This window comes from Clostridium pasteurianum BC1 (genome assembly GCF_000389635.1).
Lineage (GTDB): Bacteria > Bacillota > Clostridia > Clostridiales > Clostridiaceae > Clostridium_I > Clostridium_I pasteurianum_A.
Window position 1 is genome coordinate 874,451 of record NC_021182.1, and the last position, 21,329, is coordinate 895,779.

The 21,329-nt window shown below is 28.4% G+C and carries 16 protein-coding genes and 6 pseudogenes; 18 read left to right on the plus strand and 4 right to left on the minus strand.

Going from position 1 to position 21,329, the window contains the following annotated elements; all coding sequences use genetic code 11:
• Positions 1-46 precede the first annotated feature (46 nt).
• Positions 47-1,087, plus strand: coding sequence for a polysaccharide pyruvyl transferase family protein (locus tag CLOPA_RS04105; protein WP_015614213.1), 1,041 nt, complete (start codon positions 47-49; stop codon positions 1,085-1,087).
• Positions 1,088-1,466: 379 nt separating this feature from the next.
• Positions 1,467-2,069 carry a serine O-acetyltransferase gene (locus tag CLOPA_RS04110; protein ID WP_015614214.1) on the plus strand — a complete coding sequence of 201 codons (603 nt, stop codon included), beginning with the start codon at positions 1,467-1,469 and terminating at the stop codon, positions 2,067-2,069.
• A 255-nt stretch (positions 2,070-2,324) separates the two neighbouring features.
• Here CLOPA_RS04110 and CLOPA_RS24120 read toward each other — a convergent pair.
• A pseudogene (locus tag CLOPA_RS24120) lies at positions 2,325-2,486 on the minus strand (IS3 family transposase); the annotation flags it as partial.
• Between the two features lie 656 nt (positions 2,487-3,142).
• On the opposite strand from CLOPA_RS24120, the pseudogene CLOPA_RS26735 reads away from it, so the two are divergent.
• Positions 3,143-3,254: pseudogene (locus CLOPA_RS26735) on the plus strand (transposase); the annotation flags it as partial.
• 364 nt (positions 3,255-3,618) lie between these two features.
• Here the strand turns inward: CLOPA_RS26735 and CLOPA_RS04125 are convergent.
• The gene (locus tag CLOPA_RS04125; protein WP_015614215.1) at positions 3,619-4,140 is read right to left on the minus strand and encodes an acyltransferase; all 522 of its coding nucleotides are present in this window, start codon (positions 4,138-4,140) and stop codon (positions 3,619-3,621) included.
• A gap of 531 nt (positions 4,141-4,671) precedes the next feature.
• Positions 4,672-6,627 carry a heparinase II/III domain-containing protein gene (locus tag CLOPA_RS04130; protein WP_015614216.1) on the minus strand — a complete coding sequence of 652 codons (1,956 nt, stop codon included), beginning with the start codon at positions 6,625-6,627 and terminating at the stop codon, positions 4,672-4,674.
• 1,320 nt (positions 6,628-7,947) lie between these two features.
• Between CLOPA_RS04130 and rfbA the strand changes: the two genes are divergently transcribed.
• The 15 genes and pseudogenes from rfbA to CLOPA_RS25855 form a co-directional block, all read left to right on the plus strand.
• Positions 7,948-8,820, plus strand: coding sequence for a glucose-1-phosphate thymidylyltransferase RfbA (gene rfbA, locus CLOPA_RS04135; RefSeq protein WP_015614217.1), 873 nt, complete (start codon positions 7,948-7,950; stop codon positions 8,818-8,820).
• Between the two features lie 106 nt (positions 8,821-8,926).
• The gene (rfbB, locus tag CLOPA_RS04140) at positions 8,927-9,982 is read left to right on the plus strand and encodes a dTDP-glucose 4,6-dehydratase (protein ID WP_015614218.1); all 1,056 of its coding nucleotides are present in this window, start codon (positions 8,927-8,929) and stop codon (positions 9,980-9,982) included.
• Between the two features lie 12 nt (positions 9,983-9,994).
• Positions 9,995-10,552, plus strand: a complete 558-nt coding sequence (gene rfbC / locus CLOPA_RS04145) for a dTDP-4-dehydrorhamnose 3,5-epimerase (RefSeq protein WP_015614219.1) — start codon at positions 9,995-9,997, stop codon at positions 10,550-10,552.
• A 128-nt stretch (positions 10,553-10,680) separates the two neighbouring features.
• A complete protein-coding gene (gene galU, locus CLOPA_RS04150; RefSeq protein ID WP_015614220.1) occupies positions 10,681-11,610 on the plus strand; it encodes a UTP--glucose-1-phosphate uridylyltransferase GalU in 930 nt (309 codons plus the stop codon).
• Positions 11,611-11,658: 48 nt separating this feature from the next.
• Positions 11,659-11,964: pseudogene (locus CLOPA_RS24125) on the plus strand (type I phosphomannose isomerase catalytic subunit); the annotation flags it as partial.
• Positions 11,965-11,972: 8 nt separating this feature from the next.
• The gene (locus tag CLOPA_RS04155; RefSeq protein ID WP_015614221.1) at positions 11,973-13,043 is read left to right on the plus strand and encodes an acyltransferase family protein; all 1,071 of its coding nucleotides are present in this window, start codon (positions 11,973-11,975) and stop codon (positions 13,041-13,043) included.
• A 424-nt stretch (positions 13,044-13,467) separates the two neighbouring features.
• Positions 13,468-14,454: an acyltransferase family protein gene (locus tag CLOPA_RS04160; protein WP_015614223.1), complete on the plus strand. Its 987-nt coding sequence runs from the start codon at positions 13,468-13,470 to the stop codon at positions 14,452-14,454.
• 12 nt (positions 14,455-14,466) lie between these two features.
• Positions 14,467-14,568 (plus strand): annotated as a pseudogene (locus CLOPA_RS25850) (UTP--glucose-1-phosphate uridylyltransferase); the annotation flags it as partial.
• A 214-nt stretch (positions 14,569-14,782) separates the two neighbouring features.
• A complete protein-coding gene (tnpA, locus tag CLOPA_RS04165; protein ID WP_015614224.1) occupies positions 14,783-15,238 on the plus strand; it encodes an IS200/IS605 family transposase in 456 nt (151 codons plus the stop codon).
• A gap of 485 nt (positions 15,239-15,723) precedes the next feature.
• Complete coding sequence (galU, locus tag CLOPA_RS04170; protein ID WP_015614225.1) at positions 15,724-16,680, plus strand: UTP--glucose-1-phosphate uridylyltransferase GalU; 957 nt, start codon at positions 15,724-15,726, stop codon at positions 16,678-16,680.
• A 33-nt stretch (positions 16,681-16,713) separates the two neighbouring features.
• Entirely contained in the window at positions 16,714-17,397 is a 684-nt protein-coding gene (locus CLOPA_RS04175; protein WP_015614226.1) for a YveK family protein, read from the plus strand.
• 83 nt (positions 17,398-17,480) lie between these two features.
• Entirely contained in the window at positions 17,481-18,200 is a 720-nt protein-coding gene (locus CLOPA_RS04180) for a CpsD/CapB family tyrosine-protein kinase (RefSeq protein ID WP_015614227.1), read from the plus strand.
• A complete protein-coding gene (locus CLOPA_RS04185; RefSeq protein ID WP_015614228.1) occupies positions 18,197-19,930 on the plus strand; it encodes a phospho-sugar mutase in 1,734 nt (577 codons plus the stop codon). The genes CLOPA_RS04180 and CLOPA_RS04185 overlap by 4 nt, the downstream gene beginning before the upstream one ends.
• A gap of 5 nt (positions 19,931-19,935) precedes the next feature.
• Complete coding sequence (locus CLOPA_RS04190; protein WP_242834261.1) at positions 19,936-20,823, plus strand: aldose epimerase; 888 nt, start codon at positions 19,936-19,938, stop codon at positions 20,821-20,823.
• A 189-nt stretch (positions 20,824-21,012) separates the two neighbouring features.
• Positions 21,013-21,108: pseudogene (locus tag CLOPA_RS25855) on the plus strand (mannose-6-phosphate isomerase); the annotation flags it as partial.
• Positions 21,109-21,133: 25 nt separating this feature from the next.
• On the opposite strand, the pseudogene CLOPA_RS24130 reads toward CLOPA_RS25855, so the two are convergent.
• A pseudogene (locus CLOPA_RS24130) lies at positions 21,134-21,322 on the minus strand (carbohydrate-binding protein); the annotation flags it as partial.
• Between the last annotated feature and the right edge of the window lie 7 nt (positions 21,323-21,329).

Consider the following 21,329-nt stretch of genomic DNA (forward strand, 5'->3'; position numbering starts at 1 on the left):
AATTAATTTAAAATGCTTAAATTAATAAAAAATGGGGGGAATAAATTTGAGATTAAAAGAAAAGGTGAAAAAAATAATTATAATTATCTTTAGCATAAAAAAAATAAATAAATATAAAGAATATAAACATCAAAAAAAGATCATATATTTGTTATCACCTTTACACGGAAATATGGGAGATCAAGCTATTGCATATGCAACTTTAAAATTCTATCAAGAACAATTTTCAGATTATAAGATTATAGAATTCGACAGAGATAGTATATATTCAGAATATTTTGCTATAAAAAATTGTTTAAATAAAGATGATATTATTGTTTTACATGGTGGTGGTAACATGGGTAATCTATATATGCAAGAGGAAAAACCACGACGTTTTATTATAAATAATTTCAGAGATAACAAAATAATATCTATGACTCAAACAATTAGTTTTACAAATGATGAATTCGGAAAAAAGGAAAAAGAAAAAACTCAACAAATTTATAACAAAAATAAGAAATTAATTTTATTAGCTAGAGAAGATACTTCATATAATGAAATGATTAAATTATTTACTGTAAATGTAATTAAGGTGCCTGACATAGTATTTTACCTTGCAGATACAATGGATAGTGACAAGAATAGAACTCTTATTACTACATGTTTAAGAAGCGATAAAGAATCTATTTGGAAAAATAAGAAGGATAAATTTAAGGATAGGTTGCAATCAGAATATAATGATGTATTTATATATGATACTGTAATAAATAGGCAAGTTACATTTAAATCTAGGATACCTGAATTAAATACTATGTGGGATAATTTTAAAAAATCAAAAGTAGTAGTAACAGATAGATTACATGGTATGATATTTTGTGTAATTACTAAAACACCATGTATAGCATTAAAATCCCTTGATCATAAAGTAGTAGAAAGTTATAAGTGGATTAAAGATTTAGACTATGTAGAATTAGTTGATGATTTAGATTATGATAAATTAAAACCTATTATAGAGAGATTTAAATTAAAACAAGTTAATGAGGAATTAGGATTTAAATATAAATATTATGATAAATTAGCTAAAACATTAAAAAATTACATATAGTTATCTTTATAGTAAATCTAGCTTGAGAGGCGTTACAACACTTTCTAAGTTAGGAATTATTAACATTAACAATAATATAAATAGAGGTTTGTTTTTTAGCAATACTTGAATAGCAAGAAGATTTGGTTCTAATGTGAGTAAGGCTTTGAATAAATTGCTTTTAATTCCTACTTATTATATGGACATATTTTAAAAAACTTATGAAGCTAGAAAGAATTTTCTTAATAATACAACATTACAATCAGCTAAGTTTGATGTTTCAGATACTGTTTATGCTGATGTTGAGTCTTAGGTTCAACGGAACAAAACATATCTGGTATTACAGGCCGTGTGGGGCAAGTTATTATAATATAGAAAAAATGCTATGGAGGGGTGGGAAATGAGAGAAAAAGATATTCTACGATATAATATTTATGCTGATTTTTATAGAGCTTATGGAGCAAAAGTATCTAAAAAGCAAATTTTAAAACTGCTTTTTAGATTTTCTAATCAAGGTCCAAAATACATATTTTACATGCGATTAGCAAATTATTTTAAAAAAACTAATAAAAATTTATTTCGTATGATATTATCTATACATTTAAACAGAATGTCAGTTAAACATGGTGTTGAAATTAGTTATAAAAGTAAAATAGGTGAAGGTTTATCAATACCCCATTTTAACAACATTATTATGGGCGAAAATGTTGTAATAGGTAAAAACTGTACAATATTGCAAGGTACAACCATTGGTTCTAATCTTTTTAAATCTAGATATAAAATTGCCACAATTGGAGATAATGTCTTGATAGGTGCAGGTGCTAAAATAATTGGACCCATTACAATAGGAAATAATGTTACAATTGGAGCAAATTCAGTAGTTACAACAGATATACCTAATGATGTTGTGATAGCTGGATCACCTGCTAAAATAATAAGTTATAAACCAGCTATAGAAATAGGAACTGATTATAAAAAATTTGACGAGTTTATTAAGAAGTAAAATATAATTATTTAACAAATCTAAAACACAGGATTAGTTTTAACCCAAAGTTCTGGTGAATATGTTGATTTTTTTGAGTTTGTACATAATGTTACAAAAACATAAATAAAAGTTTATTCAACTACAACTGGAATAAAATGAGTAAATGTTTTTTAGTTGTATTGCTCAATAGGTGCTAATGCTTAAATAACTGTCACTAATTAAATCGCAATATTACTATTGTTAGCATCTTATAGAAATTTTAATTAAATTCTGCTAAGATGCTAACAAAATTTTATATTTATCCCTAAATTGAGATGGTGTCATATATCCTGATGCCTGATTTTTCCTGTTTCTATTATAGAAAACTTCTATATACCAAAGTATATCACGACGAGCTTCTTCACGTGTTGCGTATTGTTTCCGGTATAGCATTTCGCATTTTAGGGAACTTCTCCCTTACATTAGAAAGCCTTTTATCAAGCCCGTAAATACATTTGTTTTGATTATAGCTATCTTTTGCAGTTTTTAATATTTTATCGTTTTCAATTTTTCTTTTACTTTTGGAGTTATTTTGCCAATTGTAATAAACACTCTGTGATACATGAAATAATTTGCCCATCTTTTGCAACCGAATGCACAGAGCATTGATTTTTTATAGATTTATAAATTATCTTCGGTTGTCCTGAACAAAGAGTTCAGCAGCAGCTTTTTTTAATATATCAACAGAATCCTCCAAATCGTCAATTCTTTGCTATTTCTCTTTAAGTTCATGCCCAAGTTCATCAATTCTTGATTTTTCAGGATCATGTTTTCTATTATCTCTATTATCTCTATTAATTCAATCTCTTAATGCTTGATCACTTATACCAAGATAACACTACTTACAGACCTGCCTTCTTTATCTACTAATCTCACTGCATCAGCTTTAAACTGACTATTATACCTCTTACCGTTATTTGACATTTCTCTCTTCCCTCCATATGGTTATTATAGCTAACTCATAAGTGTACTGCAATTCGAGTATAAGCTACTTTATAAGTGGTGTAAAAAAAGATTACACAAGTGTTAAAAGCGCTGTTGTTTGTATTGAAAATAACGGTGTTTTAGAAGCGAATGTAAACAGATTAAAAATGATAAAACGTTCTATGTTTGATTAGAGCTGGTTTTCAACTATTAAGAAAAAAGATATTATCAAATATTTGAAATAATTGTTTTATTTAAAACTTTCATGAAATTTGACGAAGAACCAATTTTTATTATAAATCAACATATATTTATCTGGAGGAGCTGCTAATAAATTAATGACTTTGGACAAAACTATAAATTTAAGTAAGCAAAGTGGTGCAAAATGGTTTGAAATTTCTAATAGTTTTTAATTATACTATATATAATTAAAATATACAATTAAACAATTTTCAATAAATGGTGATCTGATTCTTAAAAATATGAATAATACTTTTAGTAATGTTGTTATCAATTTTTGTTAGCTGCTGGAAATTCAACTAAAAGTACAGAGGGAAATTATCATTAAGAATAAATATATAAATTTCCTTCTATACTAATAAAATTAAACGTCCAGTCTTTTTATTAATTTAGCTGGAACTCCTCCATATATACAATTTGGTTCACAATTCTTATTAACTAAAGAGTTTGCTGCAATAATAGTACCTTTACCAATTGTTACGTTGCCCAAGATAGTAACTCTAGCTCCGATCCAACATCCATCTTCTATACGAATTGGCGGGAATACTGATATACCAGCTCTCTTGTTACTATCGCCTATTTCGTGGGTATCAGATATTAATAAAACTTCTGGACCTATATCTACATTACTACCTATTATTATATTAGGTCGAATTATACATTTTTGATTTATAAAAGTATTGTTACCTATAATAACTGGGAAATTAGAGTTAGCGCACAATTCTGTATATCTTAAAATTACAGTATTATGTCCTATTTTTATTGAATGTTTTTCTGAATAAATTTTGATATTTTGAAAAGAGCAGTCCTTACCAATATCGTGTTTAAGCGAATAAAATTTTGTTCTACTACGTTTAATTACAGCATTAATAACTTTTTTTAACATATATTTACCTCCATATAATTTTAATAATTATATTATACTATAATTATTTATTGGAGGTAATATGATATTTAAGCGAACTAGATTGTAAGGAGTTTTCAAAAAATTCAAGGTTCCTTTTTTAATCAATATACTCCATATATCCTATGGTAAAGTTCAACTAGATTTCTTATATCCAGTAAAAACAAAATTTGCAAGTTTAAATACATGACATGTTAAGTGTAGAGTAGTAAATTTGTTGCAAATATGAATATAAAAATATTGGATGTAAAGGGAATAACATATTTCATTCAACAGATATACACAGTAAATGTAGCAAATGATTAAAGGATAAAGAATAAAAAGATACAATATAGATATGATAATTGTATAAGGATAATATTGCTATATAATGTAAAATTATAGTAAATAGTAACAATAAACATAATAAATTACGTTAAGTATAAAAATTAGCGTAATTTATTATGTTTATAGCTGTTATCTATAGTTGTAGAAGCTGAAGTGTTGTTAACAGCGGCTAGTTATCAGATAAATTTAATTATCCGTATTCCAATCTTGTAGTCTTACTAAATTAGGCGAATGTAAATTCTTATCATTAACTAATGGGGATATTACAACACTTATTGTTGTGTCATCTACGTCTGTTAGATGTATTGTTAATTTTTCCATATTATTATGTGCCTGATTAATGGGATTAGGGGAGCTGGGTAATGGTTCAGCCTTCATTTTACTAAAATAACCGTCAGATGGTGATAAAATAGAAACTAATATTCTTTTACCATTTTTTGAAAGTATAGCACTTTTTTTATCCTCACTTATTTCAATTTTTGCCTGTGTATGTGCAAACCACCATATATCTGATGACTTGTTAGCTATAATTTCATCTTGTATTAACATTGTTCCAGTATTTTTATAAAGTGCCACTCCTCTTTTTACAGATATGGCATTGGGCTTATAGGCATCTGTTATATCAGCAATAGCAAAAGATTTTCTAGAATCTGATTTAAAAGTCTCTATCTTTGTTTTTGCATATACATTTTGATCTGGTTTTGAGCTGGGATTTATAACTAAAGTATTTTGACCTTCTGCTCTTTCTCTATAATATTGCCAACGTTGTCCATTTAATGCTCCATTAAAATATCCTTGAAGATTATAATTGTCAGCACCAAGATCACAAAACCATCTTACGCCTAAGGCATCATATACAAAGGTACCAATATCTAGATTACTATGAGATAAACCATTTGTACCAGCTTTAAAACCAATAAAAGAATCGGTAGATTTAGTTATAGAACTATGTAATGTGACGACTTCTGATTGCCTGAAATATTTATCTTGTATTTTTATTGATTTTTCATTAACTTTTTTATTTCCCCAAATAAATGTCATAGCGGTTGTATTTTTTATGTTAGTTATCTTATTGTAGTACCATGCATATTCACCATTTTTAAATTTGTTGGATAGCCATAATAGTACAGGGGATTTTATTTTATTAGAAGAAGAATCGGAAAAATTAAACATTCCTCCTGGACCAGCCATATAAATTGGAAAATCACCAGTAGAAGAGAAACCAGGTGCTTTTGATAGATTATAATCTGTACCTAAACTTGAATCTAATGCAGATATAAAATAAGCAAGATATGTAGTACCATAATCCCAGTATGTTGGACCTTCATACCAAGCGCCATCAGGAGCATATTTATTTAACATTATAGGTAGATATTTAACTGCATTCTGAAGTATTTGTCCTGAAGTTGATTCAAATTCTCCACCTTCATCGCCTATAGCAAGAGCACCCATACCTATTCCACCATTACAAACGCTATTCCAATTGTTATCACCTTTTATAATAGAATTTTCTTTACTATAAAATTCTATTGCTGGTTTAAGACCTTTATTTAAAATAGCATTTCGTATAACAGCTCTTTGATTGGCAGATAAATAATTATAGAGCCAATCATAACCTATAGCAGCTGCATTAGTCATTTCAGCAGTATCAAGGAACTGTCCGGGATGCCAGTCAGGAAATTTTTTATCATTTGAAATAGTTTCTAGCTCAAGCCAGGCACGATCTGCATATTTTTTTTGCCCACTTACTTGATATACAAAAGCTAGAGTCTGTATTCTATTTAGAACTTTTCTACTTGTGGATAAAAAACTTAATCCATCTGAAAATTCATATTTAACAGGTTCTTGTTTTAATATAGCATCTGCCTGTTTTTCTAAATAATTAAATCTTTCCTTCATTGCTTTATCTATAATTATTTCTAATTTTATATTTTGAAAATCCTTACTTGTAGCCATCAATCTAGGATGTTGGTTATTTTTATTATTTTGTTTTAATAATTTAATAATATGTTGAGAGTCTGCCTTATATATTTCTGGATTAGAAACTTTTTTTGAAGAATATAAAATTAAATTAGAGATAGAATAAAGAATTATGATAACTACCATAGTAATTAAAAAAAATTTCTTGTAAATACTTTTCATTTTAAAGCCACCCTCATAAATTTATATATTATAGCCTTGTAAATAATTCTAAGGCCTGATTTTACTGGATCGTATGGTTAATTTTTTAGTCGCTTAATTTATATTATAAAATTTATTAACATATTTGTAAAATTTTATAATATAAGCAGATAAAACTTTAAAATGGAGGAAATCCCTTTAACATTTAAAAAAATTAGCATACTACTGAAAATTTGAAAAATTCATTATGAATGTTTCAAGTTTATACCTTAATAAATCATGAACATCAAGTTACCGTTCTAAGACAATTAGGATTTATTGATAACAATTTTATTTCCTTTAATGCAGTTTGTTAAAGCTAACACAAAACTCAATAATTAAAAATGCTTTGATAATACTAAGTTTTCAAAAAAAATTTTTCCGAAAGCTGATTCACTATGCTATTGTAAACACGAAAAATATTTTAATGATAAAAAGATAGAGTTTGTGTTAAATACATCATAAGCATTGGATATAGCTTCAACAAACCAAGAACCATAATATTTTTTAGTAAATATGTTTTCTAGAACTGAATCTGAAATAATAATTCAAGATGGAAGAAATTTAATAATGAACAAACTTATGTTAAAATCTTAAGCCATTATTTCTAATCTAAATACCGATGGATGCATTTATATAAATTATAAGCTTATTATTATATAATTTATATAATTAGAGAGATTGTTAAAAAATAGTTAACTATAAGAAGGTAATAGAATCTGATTGTATTTTTAGAGTTCTAAAAATAGGATCAATAAGTGTCTACTTTTTCTTATAATAATATAAAAGATAAAAAGGAAAATTAAAGTATATATAGAATATATTATATAGAAAAAATATTATTTAAAATTCTAAAATATAAGTTTAGAAATTACAATATAAATATAGAATAAATATACTTTATACTATTGAAGTAGCAGAAGTTGTGTTGAATGTTACTAAATAGTATAAAAATTACATTTAACAAGTTTACTTTTGGATAAGAATAGGTAATAGCAGATGGTCAAATTAGCAATAGCTTCAGTATTTATCTTATCTGAAGTAAGACTTAAGCAAGATATTGTTATAGGAATATAAATTATATATATAATTAGATTCAAAAAAGGCGACTGAGGTCGCTTTTTTTTTTTTTTCAATTCAATATGATTTAAGTTTATTAAATTCATGCAAAAACTACATAATACCCAAAATATATTATTTGTTGTTAAAAAAATGTAAAAAATCATAAATATTCTTTTAATTTATGTTATAATTATATTAAAATTACTATTAAAAATTAAAGTATATTTTGGAGGTAAAATAATGAAAGGGATAATTTTAGCAGGTGGGTCAGGTACTAGATTGTATCCAATAACAAAAGCAGCATCAAAACAGATATTGCCTATATACGATAAACCAATGATATATTACCCGCTTTCTGTATTAATGCTTACGGGAATAAGGGAAATATTAATTATTTCAACGCCAAGAGATATAAATTTATTTAAAGAATTATTGGGAGATGGGAGCCAAATAGGACTTACTCTTCAATATGCAGTACAGTATGAACCTAGAGGACTTGCAGATGCTTTCATAGTTGGAGAAGAATTCATAGGAAATGACAAGGTAGCCTTAGTATTAGGAGATAATATATTCCATGGATATGGTTTTACAGAAAGATTAAAAAGAGCTGCCGAAAGAGAAGAGGCTACAATATTTGGGTATCATGTAAGTAATCCTAAAGCCTTTGGAGTTGTAGAATTTGATGAAAACAACAATGTGGTTTCCATAGAAGAAAAGCCGGAAAAGCCAAAATCAAATTATGCAGTGCCAGGACTATATTTTTATGGCAATGATGTTGTAGAAATAGCTAAAAATGTAAAACCATCAGCAAGAGGAGAAATAGAAATTACTGCTGTAAATAATGAATACTTAAATAGAGGTAAACTAAAGGTTGAACTATTTGGAAGGGGAATGGCATGGCTTGATACAGGAACGCATAGAGGTCTTTTAGATGCTTCAAATTTTGTAGAAGCAATTCAGACAAGGCAGGGATTATATGTGGCTTGTATAGAAGAAATAGCATATAGAAATGGCTTTATTCATAAAGAGCAAGTGAAAGAACTTGCTGAGCCTTTAATGAAGACGGAATATGGACAATATTTAATGAATCTAATGGATGAAGATGAAAAATAATAATACATATAAAACTTGTAATTAAATTTATTATATTATCTAATCCCTTGTAATAATTAAAATTAAAAAATATCATTTAAATAGATGCAGAGGAGAGAAAAATAGTATGAAAACATATTTTGTAACTGGAGGAGCTGGCTTTATAGGTGCTAACTTTGTGCACTATATGCTGAATAAATATGAGGATATAAAAATAATAAATGTAGACAAGCTAACTTATGCAGGAAACTTAGAAAATTTAAAAGGTGTTGAAAATAATCCTAATTATACATTTGTTCAAGCTGATATTTGTGATAAAGAAGCTATAGAAAAAATATTTAATAATAATGAAATAGATTATGTTGTAAACTTTGCAGCTGAATCCCATGTAGATAGAAGCATAAGAGAACCAGAAGTATTTGTAAAGACTAATGTATTAGGAACTGTAAATCTATTAAATATTGCAAAACAATATTGGGAAACTGAAAATGGCTTTAAAGAAGGAAAAAAATATCTTCAAGTATCAACTGACGAAGTATATGGTTCATTAGGAGAAACTGGTTACTTTACAGAGACAACACCACTGGATTCTCACAGTCCATATTCCTCAAGTAAAGCAGGAGCAGACCTCATGGTTAAAGCTTATGGAGACACTTTTAAAATGCCTATAAATATAACAAGATGTTCAAATAACTACGGCCCATATCAATTCCCAGAAAAGTTAATACCACTTATAATAAACAATTGTTTAGCTAAAAGAGATTTACCAATCTACGGAGACGGCATGAATATAAGAGATTGGCTTTATGTAGAAGACCACTGCAAAGCAATAGATATGGTTATAAATAAAGGTAGATTAGGTGAAGTTTATAACGTTGGTGGACATAATGAAAGAACTAATGTATACATAGTTAAAACTATAATAGATTATGTGTCAGGAAATATAGATAGTTCAGTAACAGAAGAACTTATAAAATATGTGGAAGATAGAAAAGGCCATGATAGAAGATATGGAATAGACCCAACTAAAATCAGAGAAGAATTAGGTTGGGAACCAGAAACCTCTTTTGAGGTAGGAATTAAGAAGACAATTAAATGGTATTTAGACAATAAACAATGGATGGATAATATAACATCAGGACAATACCAAAACTATTATGAAAAAATGTATGGGAATAACTAAGGGGTGAGTTTAGTGGGAAATTTTAATTTTGAGAGAACAGAAATTGAAGGAGTATATATAATAGAACCTCAGGTGTTTGGAGATAACAGAGGTTATTTTATGGAAACTTATAATTTAGACGAATTTAAAGAAGCAGGATTAGATATGGCTTTTGTACAAGATAACCAGTCTAAATCCAAAAAAGGTGTTCTAAGAGGATTACATTTTCAAACTCAGCATTCTCAAGGAAAATTAGTTAGAGTAATAAAAGGTGAAGTTTTTGATGTAGCAGTAGATTTAAGAAAGAATTCTGAAACCTATGGCAAATGGGTAGGAGTAAAATTAAGCGATGAAAATAAAAAACAATTTTACATTCCAGAAGGTTTTGCCCATGGATTTTTAGTACTTTCAGAAGAGGCTGAATTTGTTTATAAGTGTACAGATTTATATCATCCAGAATTTGAAGGTGGAATTGCCTGGAATGATCCAGAAGTAGGAATTGAATGGCCAACTGAAGGCATTAAAGAGTTGATATTTTCAGAAAAAGATAAAAAGTGGAAAACTTTAACTGAAAGCAAAATACAATTTTAATTAAATTAAAAATTTTAAGCTATACTATAAAGTTATTATATAATTTACAGTATATGAAATAGATACAGTATATTTCATATACTGTAATAATATAAAATTATAACTATTTTTAGGGGGATGATTATAATATGAGTAAAATAAGAAAAGCAGTTATACCTGCAGCAGGTCTTGGAACGAGGTTTTTACCAGCAACAAAAGCACAACCAAAGGAAATGCTTCCAATAGTGGATAAACCAACTATACAGTACATAATAGAAGAAGCAGTAGCATCTGGAATAGAAGAAATACTTATAATTACAGGAAGAAATAAAAGGTCTATAGAGGATCACTTTGATAAGTCTGTAGAATTAGAATTAGAACTTGAAAATCACAATAAGACGGAATTACTAAAGGTAGTAAAAGACATAACTAATTTAGCTAATATACATTTTATAAGACAAAAGGAACCTAAGGGACTTGGACATGCTATTCATTGTGCAAAGAGTTTTGTAGGTGAAGAACCTTTTGCTGTAATGCTTGGTGATGACGTAGTGGATGCTGAAGTGCCATGCTTGAAGCAGCTTATAAATTGCTATGATGAATATAAAACATCAATTTTAGGAGTTCAACAGGTAGAAAAAAGTCAGGTATCTAAATATGGAATAGTAAAAAATTTAGATATAGAAAAGGGTGTATATAAGGTTAAAGATCTAATTGAAAAGCCCAATGTGGAAGAAGCACCTTCTAATATAGCAATCCTTGGAAGATATATACTAATGCCTGATATATTTGGAGTACTGGAAAAAACTAAACCAGGAAAAGGTAACGAAATACAGTTAACAGATGCTTTAAAAACTTTACTTGAACAACAGGCTATTTATGCTTATGAATTTAAGGGAAGAAGATATGATGTAGGAGATAAGTTTGGATATTTACAAGCCACTGTAGATATGGCATTAAAAAGGGATGATTTAAGAGGTCCATTTATGGAGTATTTGTCAAATTTATCTAACAGCGAAGAATGGAAGTATTTATCTGATGAGAATTATGATGAGGTTGCAGCTACTAAAGTAAAATAGGACTTATGGTTTCTGCTGGCATATCATTAAGTAATTAAATTAGAAGAAGAAAAAATATTAGGAAATAAGATACATAAAGATAAATTCCAACTTTTAATTAAATTGATTAATGCCAAAGATAAATTATCTGTACAAGTTCATCCTAATGATGAATATGGCAAAAGAGTTGAAGGTGAACTTGGAAAAACAGAAATTTAGTACGTTATTGAAGCGTTTGAAGGTGCTAATCTAGTAGTTGAAATTAAAGATTGTACAAAGGAACAGTTTAAAAAAGCTATGGACACAGGAAATCTCGATAAATATCTAAATAAAATATATGTTAAAAAAGGCGAAGTTTATTTTGTAAAAAAAGGGGAGTTAATATGCAAATATCACTAAAACACATGGCAATCTTATATTTTTGTGTCGGCATAATATTACCTTTTTTAATTGTTAAAGACAGTAACATATTTAAGAAAAATACTTATAATTCTAATTATCTATCTAAAGATAATACAAACATATTAAAAGGATTATCTGTAGTAATAATTATTATTCATCATTTGTCTTTATTTTTGGTTAATGATGGAATATTTAAGACAATCTTTTCACGAATGGGATTTTTAGCGGTATCTATTTTTTTATTTGTATCGGGATATGGTTTGATGGTGCAATTTACCAGAAAAAAAGAAAGATATTTTAAAGGATATTTTAAAAACAAAATACTAAGATTATACTTAATTTTCTTTTGTGCAAATATTATTTCTACATTATTAAGTAACATATTTTTAAATAATCAATACACGATAATAGATATAATTAAATCGTCACTTCTTATGAATTTTGCAGATGGGAGAGTATTATGGTTTGTTGCAGTTATTTTATATTTTTATATAATATTTTATATAGCATTTAAGCTTTTTAATAAAAACACTGCAATATTACTCATGTCTGTTTCATTAGGAATTTGGATAGCTTTAAATATATTTTTACATCATGGGGCTTGGTACTATAATTCTGCAATTTGTTTTCCTTTAGGTATTATAGTTGCTGAATATAATGAACAAATATTTAAGGTAGCTAAAAAATATTATTTATTGGTACTATCAGCAAATGTAGTATTGTTTTTATTGGGAATGACTTTCTATATAAAAGGAATTGACAAGTTACAATTTATTATTCCAATATTCTTTGTTATATTAATTTTATCATTGCTTATGAAAGTTAATTTAAAATCTCAGTTTTTTTATTTTATGAATGGAATATCCTTTGAGTTTTATTTGTTTCAGCTTATTGCGTTGAATATAGTTTTTCAAACAAAGAATGAAATTAGTAGCTTATTCTTTTTATTAGCTTTTTTAATAACAGTAATATTATCTAAAATTTTAAATGTCTTTGTTAGTTTTATATTCAGTATTAAAATAAAAAGAAATTTAATATCTAGTAAACCATAATAAACAACGGAACTCAAACAATAATCCATGAATCTACTGCTAATACACAAGCTCCACATTTATTAAATTTACCTTTTAAAGAAAGTTTAAATCAAGGGGAGAAGTAATGTATGGTTATATGGATATATGCAATTAGACAAAAGCGTAAAAATCAACAAATTGAACAACAAAAAGTGATTAGAGGTTTGGGAAGTTTTTAGGCATAATTTGCATAAATACCCTATAATTAGTAATTATTTAACAATATATTAAACTTTCGCAAAAAAATTTCTTGATATAATATATTTAACCACAATTCGGCAAGCAATCCATTGATAATACTTAATTCTCTCTATAAAAAAATTTACAAATAAATATAGATATATCAATGTTTACGAGGATTACTTGCCGAATGTAAGTTTAATTATTAGGGGGTGTAGGTAAAATGAATAAAAAAGAACTTACTGTTTACAGTGGAATTGCTATTTTGTTTGTAGTGCTAATACATAGCAATTCATATTTTATGAATAATGTTATCAATGTAAAAGCAGTAGAAAAAGCACCATTTATTGTACGATTATTAGATTATTATATTAAAGGTGCAGTATCAATGTTTATATTTATTGCTGGATACAAATATGCATTAAGAGATCTTAACACAGATTATAATGTTTACATTAAAAAAAGGTTAACAAAAGTTATTAAGCCATTTCTAATAATAAGTATTATATTTATAATTTTTGATACAATTGGAAATTTTAATAATTTTAATCTTATATTAATTATTAAACAATTTATTAAAATATTTTTAGGATATAATGTTGTTTATCAATTGTGGTATATTCCACTGTATATACTTATAATAACTTCTTATCCATTGATTTATAGATATATTAAAAGTGATAAAGTTAGAATCATGATATTTGTTTTTATATCGTTAATAATAAGAGGGGCTGGGTTAAAATATAGCATATTAACTAGTTATCCAATAGTTTTTTTATGTTCCTATTTACTTTTTGAAATGGGGGTATTATTTTGTAAACACAATATAGAAGAAAAAATAAAAAATAAGGATTTGTTTATTTTATTTTATATAGTATTAGTATTATGTTTTGCAATAGCCCCAATTCCTTCTAAGATATCTGTGCCATTGCAATATTTTTTACTTTGGACAACAGGTTCGATTGCTTATTATTTAATTAGTTTAAAATTGAAAAATAATAGAATTTTAAATTTATTAGGTAAATATTCTTTTTATATTTTTCTTTTTCATGAACCAATAATAGGTAAATTTATATCAAAATATTTCATTAGTATTAATATTGACAACTTTTTCTTACTTGTTATTGGAAGATGCATATTAGATATAATAATTACATTATTGTTGTATAAAATAATACAAAAAACTTTTTTAAATAAGTTAATTTTATAACTATGTTTAAATATAAATCTAACAGATGCTTTAAAAACTTTACTGGAACACCAGGCTATTTATGCTTATGAATTTAATGGAAGAAGATATGATGTAGGAGATAAGTCTGGATATTTTCTAGAGTTAATTTATTATGCGTTCATGTAAAAAATGGAAAAAGTATTTAGTTAATTCAGCAGAAATCTGCTGAATTTTATTTGTATAAAGAAAACCACCTGCTAAGCAGGTGCGTTCAGAAAAGCTTAAGCGGTGAGCAAAAAGACCTCACTTTGGTATAATAGATATGGTTTCGCCAGCCAATCTAAGAACTAAAGGAGGTCTGCCCAGTATGGACAGTAACAGTTTAGCACACACAAAGTGGAATTGTAAATACCACATAGTGTGTGCGCCGAAATACAGAAGAAAAGAAATATATGGAGATAAGAAAAAAGAAATAGGAAAGATATTGAGAAAATTATGCGATTGGAAAGGAGTGGATATAATAGAGGCAAATGCATGTGAAGATCACATACATATGCTTGTATCCATACCACCTAAAATGAGTGTATCTGGGTTTGTAGGATTTTTAAAAGGAAAAAGTAGTTTGATGATATTTGAAAAGTTTGCAAATCTGAAATATAAATATGGAAATAGGCACTTTTGGTGTAGAGGTTTCTATGTTGATACAGTAGGAAGAAATAAAAAAGCAATACAAGAATATATAAAAAATCAACAACAAGAAGATATGATCGCCGACCAAATAAGTATCAAAGAATATGCAGACCCTTTTAAGGGTAGCAAGTAACGATAAAATGCGGCTGGCGGGACTTTTTAAGTGCCTTAAGGCACAACGCTGGTAATATGCCCTTATAGGGCTGAGGAAATACCACCAGCTAAGCTGGTGGATTTTTATTCGTTTTTCTTAAAAATAACTATAGATGAATATAGTCCAAAACAAAGAGTTGAAAATATTTATAACTAAAAACTACCTAATGTGCTAAAATATATCATCAATTGTTATAAATATGTAAAAAATCATAAATAATAGGTTTTTATTGATTACATCTATTTTAATTCATGTTATAATTATATTAAAATTGATGTTAAAAATTAATGTATATTCTGGAGATTAAATTGTGAGAGTCAAACTTGAACTATTTAAAAGAGGAATGGCATGGTTTGATGTAGGAACATACGCTATGTAATTTACAGTATATGAAATAGATACAGTATATTTCATATACTGTAATAATATAAAATTATAACTATTTTTAGGGGGATGATTATAATATGAGTAAAATAAGAAAAGCAGTTATACCTGCAGCAGGTCTTGGAACGAGGTTTTTACCAGCAACAAAAGCACAACCAAAGGAAATGCTTCCAATAGTGGATAAACCAACTATACAGTACATAATAGAAGAAGCAGTAGCATCTGGAATAGAAGAAATACTTATAATTACAGGAAGAAATAAAAGGTCTATAGAGGATCACTTTGATAAGTCTGTAGAATTAGAATTAGAACTTGAAAATCACAATAAGGCGGAATTACTAAAGGTAGTAAAAGACATAACTAATTTAGCTAATATACATTTTATAAGACAAAAGGAACCTAAGGGACTTGGACATGCTATTCATTGTGCAAAGAGTTTTGTAGGTGAAGAACCTTTTGCTGTAATGCTTGGTGATGACGTAGTGGATGCTGAAGTGCCATGCTTGAAGCAGCTTATAAATTGCTATGATGAATATAAAACATCAATTTTAGGAGTTCAACAGGTAGAAAAAAGTCAGGTATCTAAATATGGAATAGTGAAAAATTTAGATATAGAAAAGGGTGTGTATAAGGTTAAAGATTTAATTGAAAAGCCCAATGTGGAAGAAGCACCTTCTAACATAGCAATCCTTGGAAGATATATACTAATGCCTGATATATTTGGAGTACTGGGAAAAACTAAACCGGGAAAAGGTGACGAAATACAGTTAACAGATGCTTTAAAAACTTTACTGGAACACCAGGCTATTTATGCTTATGAATTTAAGGGAAGAAGATATGATGTAGGAGATAAGTTTGGATATTTACAAGCCACTGTAGATATGGCATTAAAAAGGGATGATTTAAGAGGTCCATTTATGGAGTATTTATCAAATTTATCTAAGAATGAAAGCTGGAAGTATTCATCTGATGAAAATAATGATCAAGTTGCAGCTACTAAAGTAGAAATTGATAAAAAAGTGGAAGTAACAAAATAAAGTCAAATTAAGTTAAAAGATGGGGGTTAAATTATGAATGAAGAAAACAATATAGACTTAAGTCAATTTGTCTATATGCTAAATAAGAGAAAATACATAATAATTGCAATTACTTTAGCGGCAGCTGTTATAGCTGGAATATTCAGTTATTTTGTAGCGTCACCTGTATACCAATCTAAAGTAACTGTAATTGTTGGAAAGAAAAATGATACAGGAAATTCTACTGTTCAGTATAATGATGTAATGATGTATCAAAATCTAACAAAAACCTATGCATCTATTGCTACTTCAAAGTTAGTTCAGGGAAAGGCAGCAGAAAAGCTTGGCAACGGTATCACTGGGGATAAATTAAGCGGGTCAATTACAGTTACTCCCGAGACTGGTACTCAGATATTGGATATAATTGCTCAGGGTGGTACACCTAAGGAAGCTTTAGACAGAGTTACGGCTGTTTCAGAAGCCTTTGTGGAGAATTCACCTAGTGTATACAATGCAGGTGAAGTAAATATTATGGATAAGGGTGAACTTCCAAAGGTTCCTGTTAAACCTAATAAGAAGCTGAATATTGCCATTGCATTTTTCTTAGGACTTATGATTTCTGTGGGTATATCATTTTTACTAGAATATATGGACAGTACATTAAAGACATCAGAAGATGTTAAAAGATATCTTGATTTACCAGTGCTGGGAACTATTCCTGTGCATGACGATATGTAAAATCAGCTATAAAAAGTTAATAAAGTATAGAAATATTTATTTTATCTTAAAAATGGTATGACAATTACGAGGGGGAGAAAGTAATGTTAATAGTTAAGGATAATCCTAAGTCACCTATATCAGAGGCATATAGAACACTTAGGACTAATATACAGTTTTCAAGTTTTGATAATAATTTAGATACGATTTTGGTTACCAGTTCAGGTCCTTCTGAGGGAAAGTCGGTTACAGCCTCTAATTTAGCTGTAGCTATGTCTGAAATAGGGAAAAAAGTACTCATAATAGACTGTGATTTGAGAAAGCCTTCAATTCATAAAAAATTTAATGTTTCTAATAACAAAGGACTTTCAAATTTATTAATTGGGCAGTCTGAGTTTGATGAAGTAGTTCAAAAATATACTGAAAACCTGTATGTTTTAACTTCCGGTACTGTACCACCAAATCCTTCAGAAATGCTTGAATCAAATAAGATGAAATCATTTTTGGAGGAAGCAGAGAGTAAATTTGATTTTGTATTAATTGATACACCGCCGGTTATAGCAGTAGCAGATGCTCAGATTCTTTCAACTATGGTTAAAGGGGTACTCCTGGTAATTGCCTCTGGAGAGGCAGAAATAGCAGGGGTTAAGAAAGCTAAGGAATTATTGGATCAGGTTAAAGCTAATATTATAGGAGTTGTGTTAAATAAAGAAAATATTAATAGTGGCAAGAAATATGGCTATTATCACTATTATTATGGACGAGATAAGAGTAAAAAGAAGGAGGAGTTAAAAAATAGCAATATAGGGGAGGCTATATCATGACATTTAAAGAAAATTATGACCATTGGTTAAAATCAGAGTATATTGATGAAAGCACAAAGGAAGAGCTAAAGGGTATAGAGGATGAAAAGGAAATAGAAGATAGATTTTATAGGGATCTAGAATTTGGTACAGGTGGCCTTAGAGGAGTTATAGCTGCAGGAAGCAATAGAATGAATGTATACACTATAGGTAAGGCTACTCAGGGACTAGCTGATTATTTAAATAAAAATTATAGGGGAGAAATTTCTGTTAGTATAGCTTATGATTCAAGGAATATGTCCAAAGAGTTTTCTGAAAGAGCAGCAGCAGTTTTGTGTGCTAATGGAATTATGGTAAATCTATTTGAGTCTTTAAGACCAACACCAATGCTTTCTTATACTGTTAGACATTTAAAAAGCAAAGCAGGGATAGTTGTAACGGCTTCACATAATCCTAAACAGTATAATGGTTACAAAGTTTATAACGAAGACGGGGGTCAGGTAACGGATAAGGCAGCTAAGGAAATACTGGATTGTATTAATGCAATAAGCGAATTTAAAAATGTAAAGACTATGGATTTAGAAAAGGCTAAAGAGTCTAAGCTTTTAAATATAATTGGTGAAGAAGTAGATAAAACATATATTGATAAGGTTAAAGCTCTTACAATAAGAGAAGAATTAGTAAAGAGCAATGCTAAGGATGTAAAAATAATATATACTCCTATTCATGGATCGGGAAATGTACCTGTGAGAAGAGTACTTAGTGAACTTGGATATGATAATGTATTTGTAGTAAAGGAACAGGAATTGCCAGATGGAAATTTTCCAACTGCATCCTATCCAAATCCAGAGCAGCCATCAGTATTTGAACTAGCATTAAATTTAGCTAAAGAAGTAAATCCTGATGTAATTTTTGGTACAGACCCTGATTGTGATAGAATCGGTGTAGTTGTAAAAGATAAGCAGGGAGAATATAGAGTATTGACTGGTAACCAAACAGGTGTACTTTTAACACATTATATTGTTTCATCTTTAAAGGAACTGAATAAATTGCCTAGAAATGGAGCAGTTATAAAAACCATAGTTACTTCTGAAATGGCAAGAAAAATAACTGAGGATTTTAATATTGAGCTTATAGATGTGCTTACTGGTTTTAAATATATAGGTGAGAAGATAAAGGAATTTGAAAAGACCGGATCAAATACATACTTATTTGGATTTGAAGAGAGCTATGGATATCTTGCTGGAACTTTTGTTAGAGATAAAGATGCAGTAATAGGAGCTACTCTAATATGTGAAATGGTATTATATTATAAGAATAAAGGATTAAGTTTGTATGACGCATTAATGGATCTTTATAATAAATATGGTTTTTATAAAGAAAGTTTAGTGTCTTTGGAACTTAAAGGTAAAGAGGGCCAGGAAAAAATTCAAAGAGCTTTAGAAAATTTAAGACATTCTATGGCACCTATTGTAGATGGAGTAAAGATAGTAAAGAGCTTTGACTATAAATTAAGTATAGAAAAGGATATACTAGAAAACTCAGAAATTGAAATAAAACTTCCAAAGTCCAATGTACTTAAATTCATATTAGAAGATGGTTCCTGGTTTGTTGTAAGACCATCAGGAACGGAACCAAAGATGAAGGTATATATGGCTGTAGTTGGCAGTGATCTTGACCATGCGGATAAAAAAATGGAGAACTTTAATAAAGCTGTTATGGAAATAATAAATAAAGCATGTAACAGCTAAAGGGTATGAAAGGAAATTTTAAAATGTTTGAAGTAAAGGAATATGAAGATAAGTATAAAATATATGAATTAATTGACACTGAAAGTAATTCATATATAAAAGTATGTCCCGAAAGAGGTGGCATAATAATAGGCTTTGGTATAAATGATACTGAAATGCTGTACCTGGATAAGGAAACCTTTTATGACTTGAATTCAAATATAAGAGGAGGAATCCCTATTTTATTTCCACTTTGCGGACAATTACCTGATGGTAAATATGAGCTGAATGGTTTGGAATATTCAATGAAAAATCATGGACTTGCCAGAATAAATAACTGGGAAGTTGTAGATAAATCAACAGGGGATAATGCTTCTATAACAATAAAATTTGAAAGTGATAATAATACTAAAAAATCTTACCCTTTTGATTTTGAATTTATATTAAAATATTCATTAAAGGGTGGTAAGCTAACTATTTCACATGAATTTAAAAATAAATCAGATAGTACTATGCCTATGTCAATAGGTTATCATCCATACTTTGATGTAAAAGATAAAACTAATGTTTATTATGATACAAATGCTACTGAATTATTAGATAGTAATGATATGAAAATTAAACTTTATTCCCGTGAAAATATTGATATATCAGAAAGTGTGGAATCCAAGCTGTTATTGGATCATATAGGGAACTCTTTTTCATTTAATTTAAAAGACCTCAATAGAAAGTTTACTTTTACCTATGATCATTATTTTAAATATATGGTTGTATGGTCAGTCATTGGAAAAGATTTTATATGTGTAGAACCATGGTCTGCCCAAAATAGTTCTCTCTATACTAAAAAGGATTTGATAAATATTAATCCGAATGAAAAACTGACGATGAATCTTTCTTTAGAGATTGAGATATAAGATATAGTATTTTTGATTATTTAATAAATGTTGTACAAAGTGGCTATAGGGTTATATAGCCACTTTATTTAATAGCAAATTTGGTCAAGTCTACAAAAAAATTAAGAAATGTCTTATCTATAATATAAGAGTATGTATGATTTTAGAATAAAAAATATATTGTTAGGAGGTTATATATGTATCCCTAATATATTTGTTAAAAAAGGTGAAGTCTATTTTGCAAAAAGTGGATTAGTTCATGCTATAGGGCAAGGTGTAATAATAGCTGAAATTCAACAAAACAGTAGCGCACGGAAGCTATATATAACTAATTCCTCCAAATATGCCACATTGCATTATTTGTGCCTCTTGCAAATACGTCAGTTCTGTTTGGTACCCAGGACACAGCTACAGGAGCCGAGGTTAATGTTCCGCCAAGACTTTTCCGGCCACTCCATCTGGAACCATTCCACCATTTGTGCCAAAGGGCATTATCAATGCTGCGTACAAAAGTATCAATGAAAACC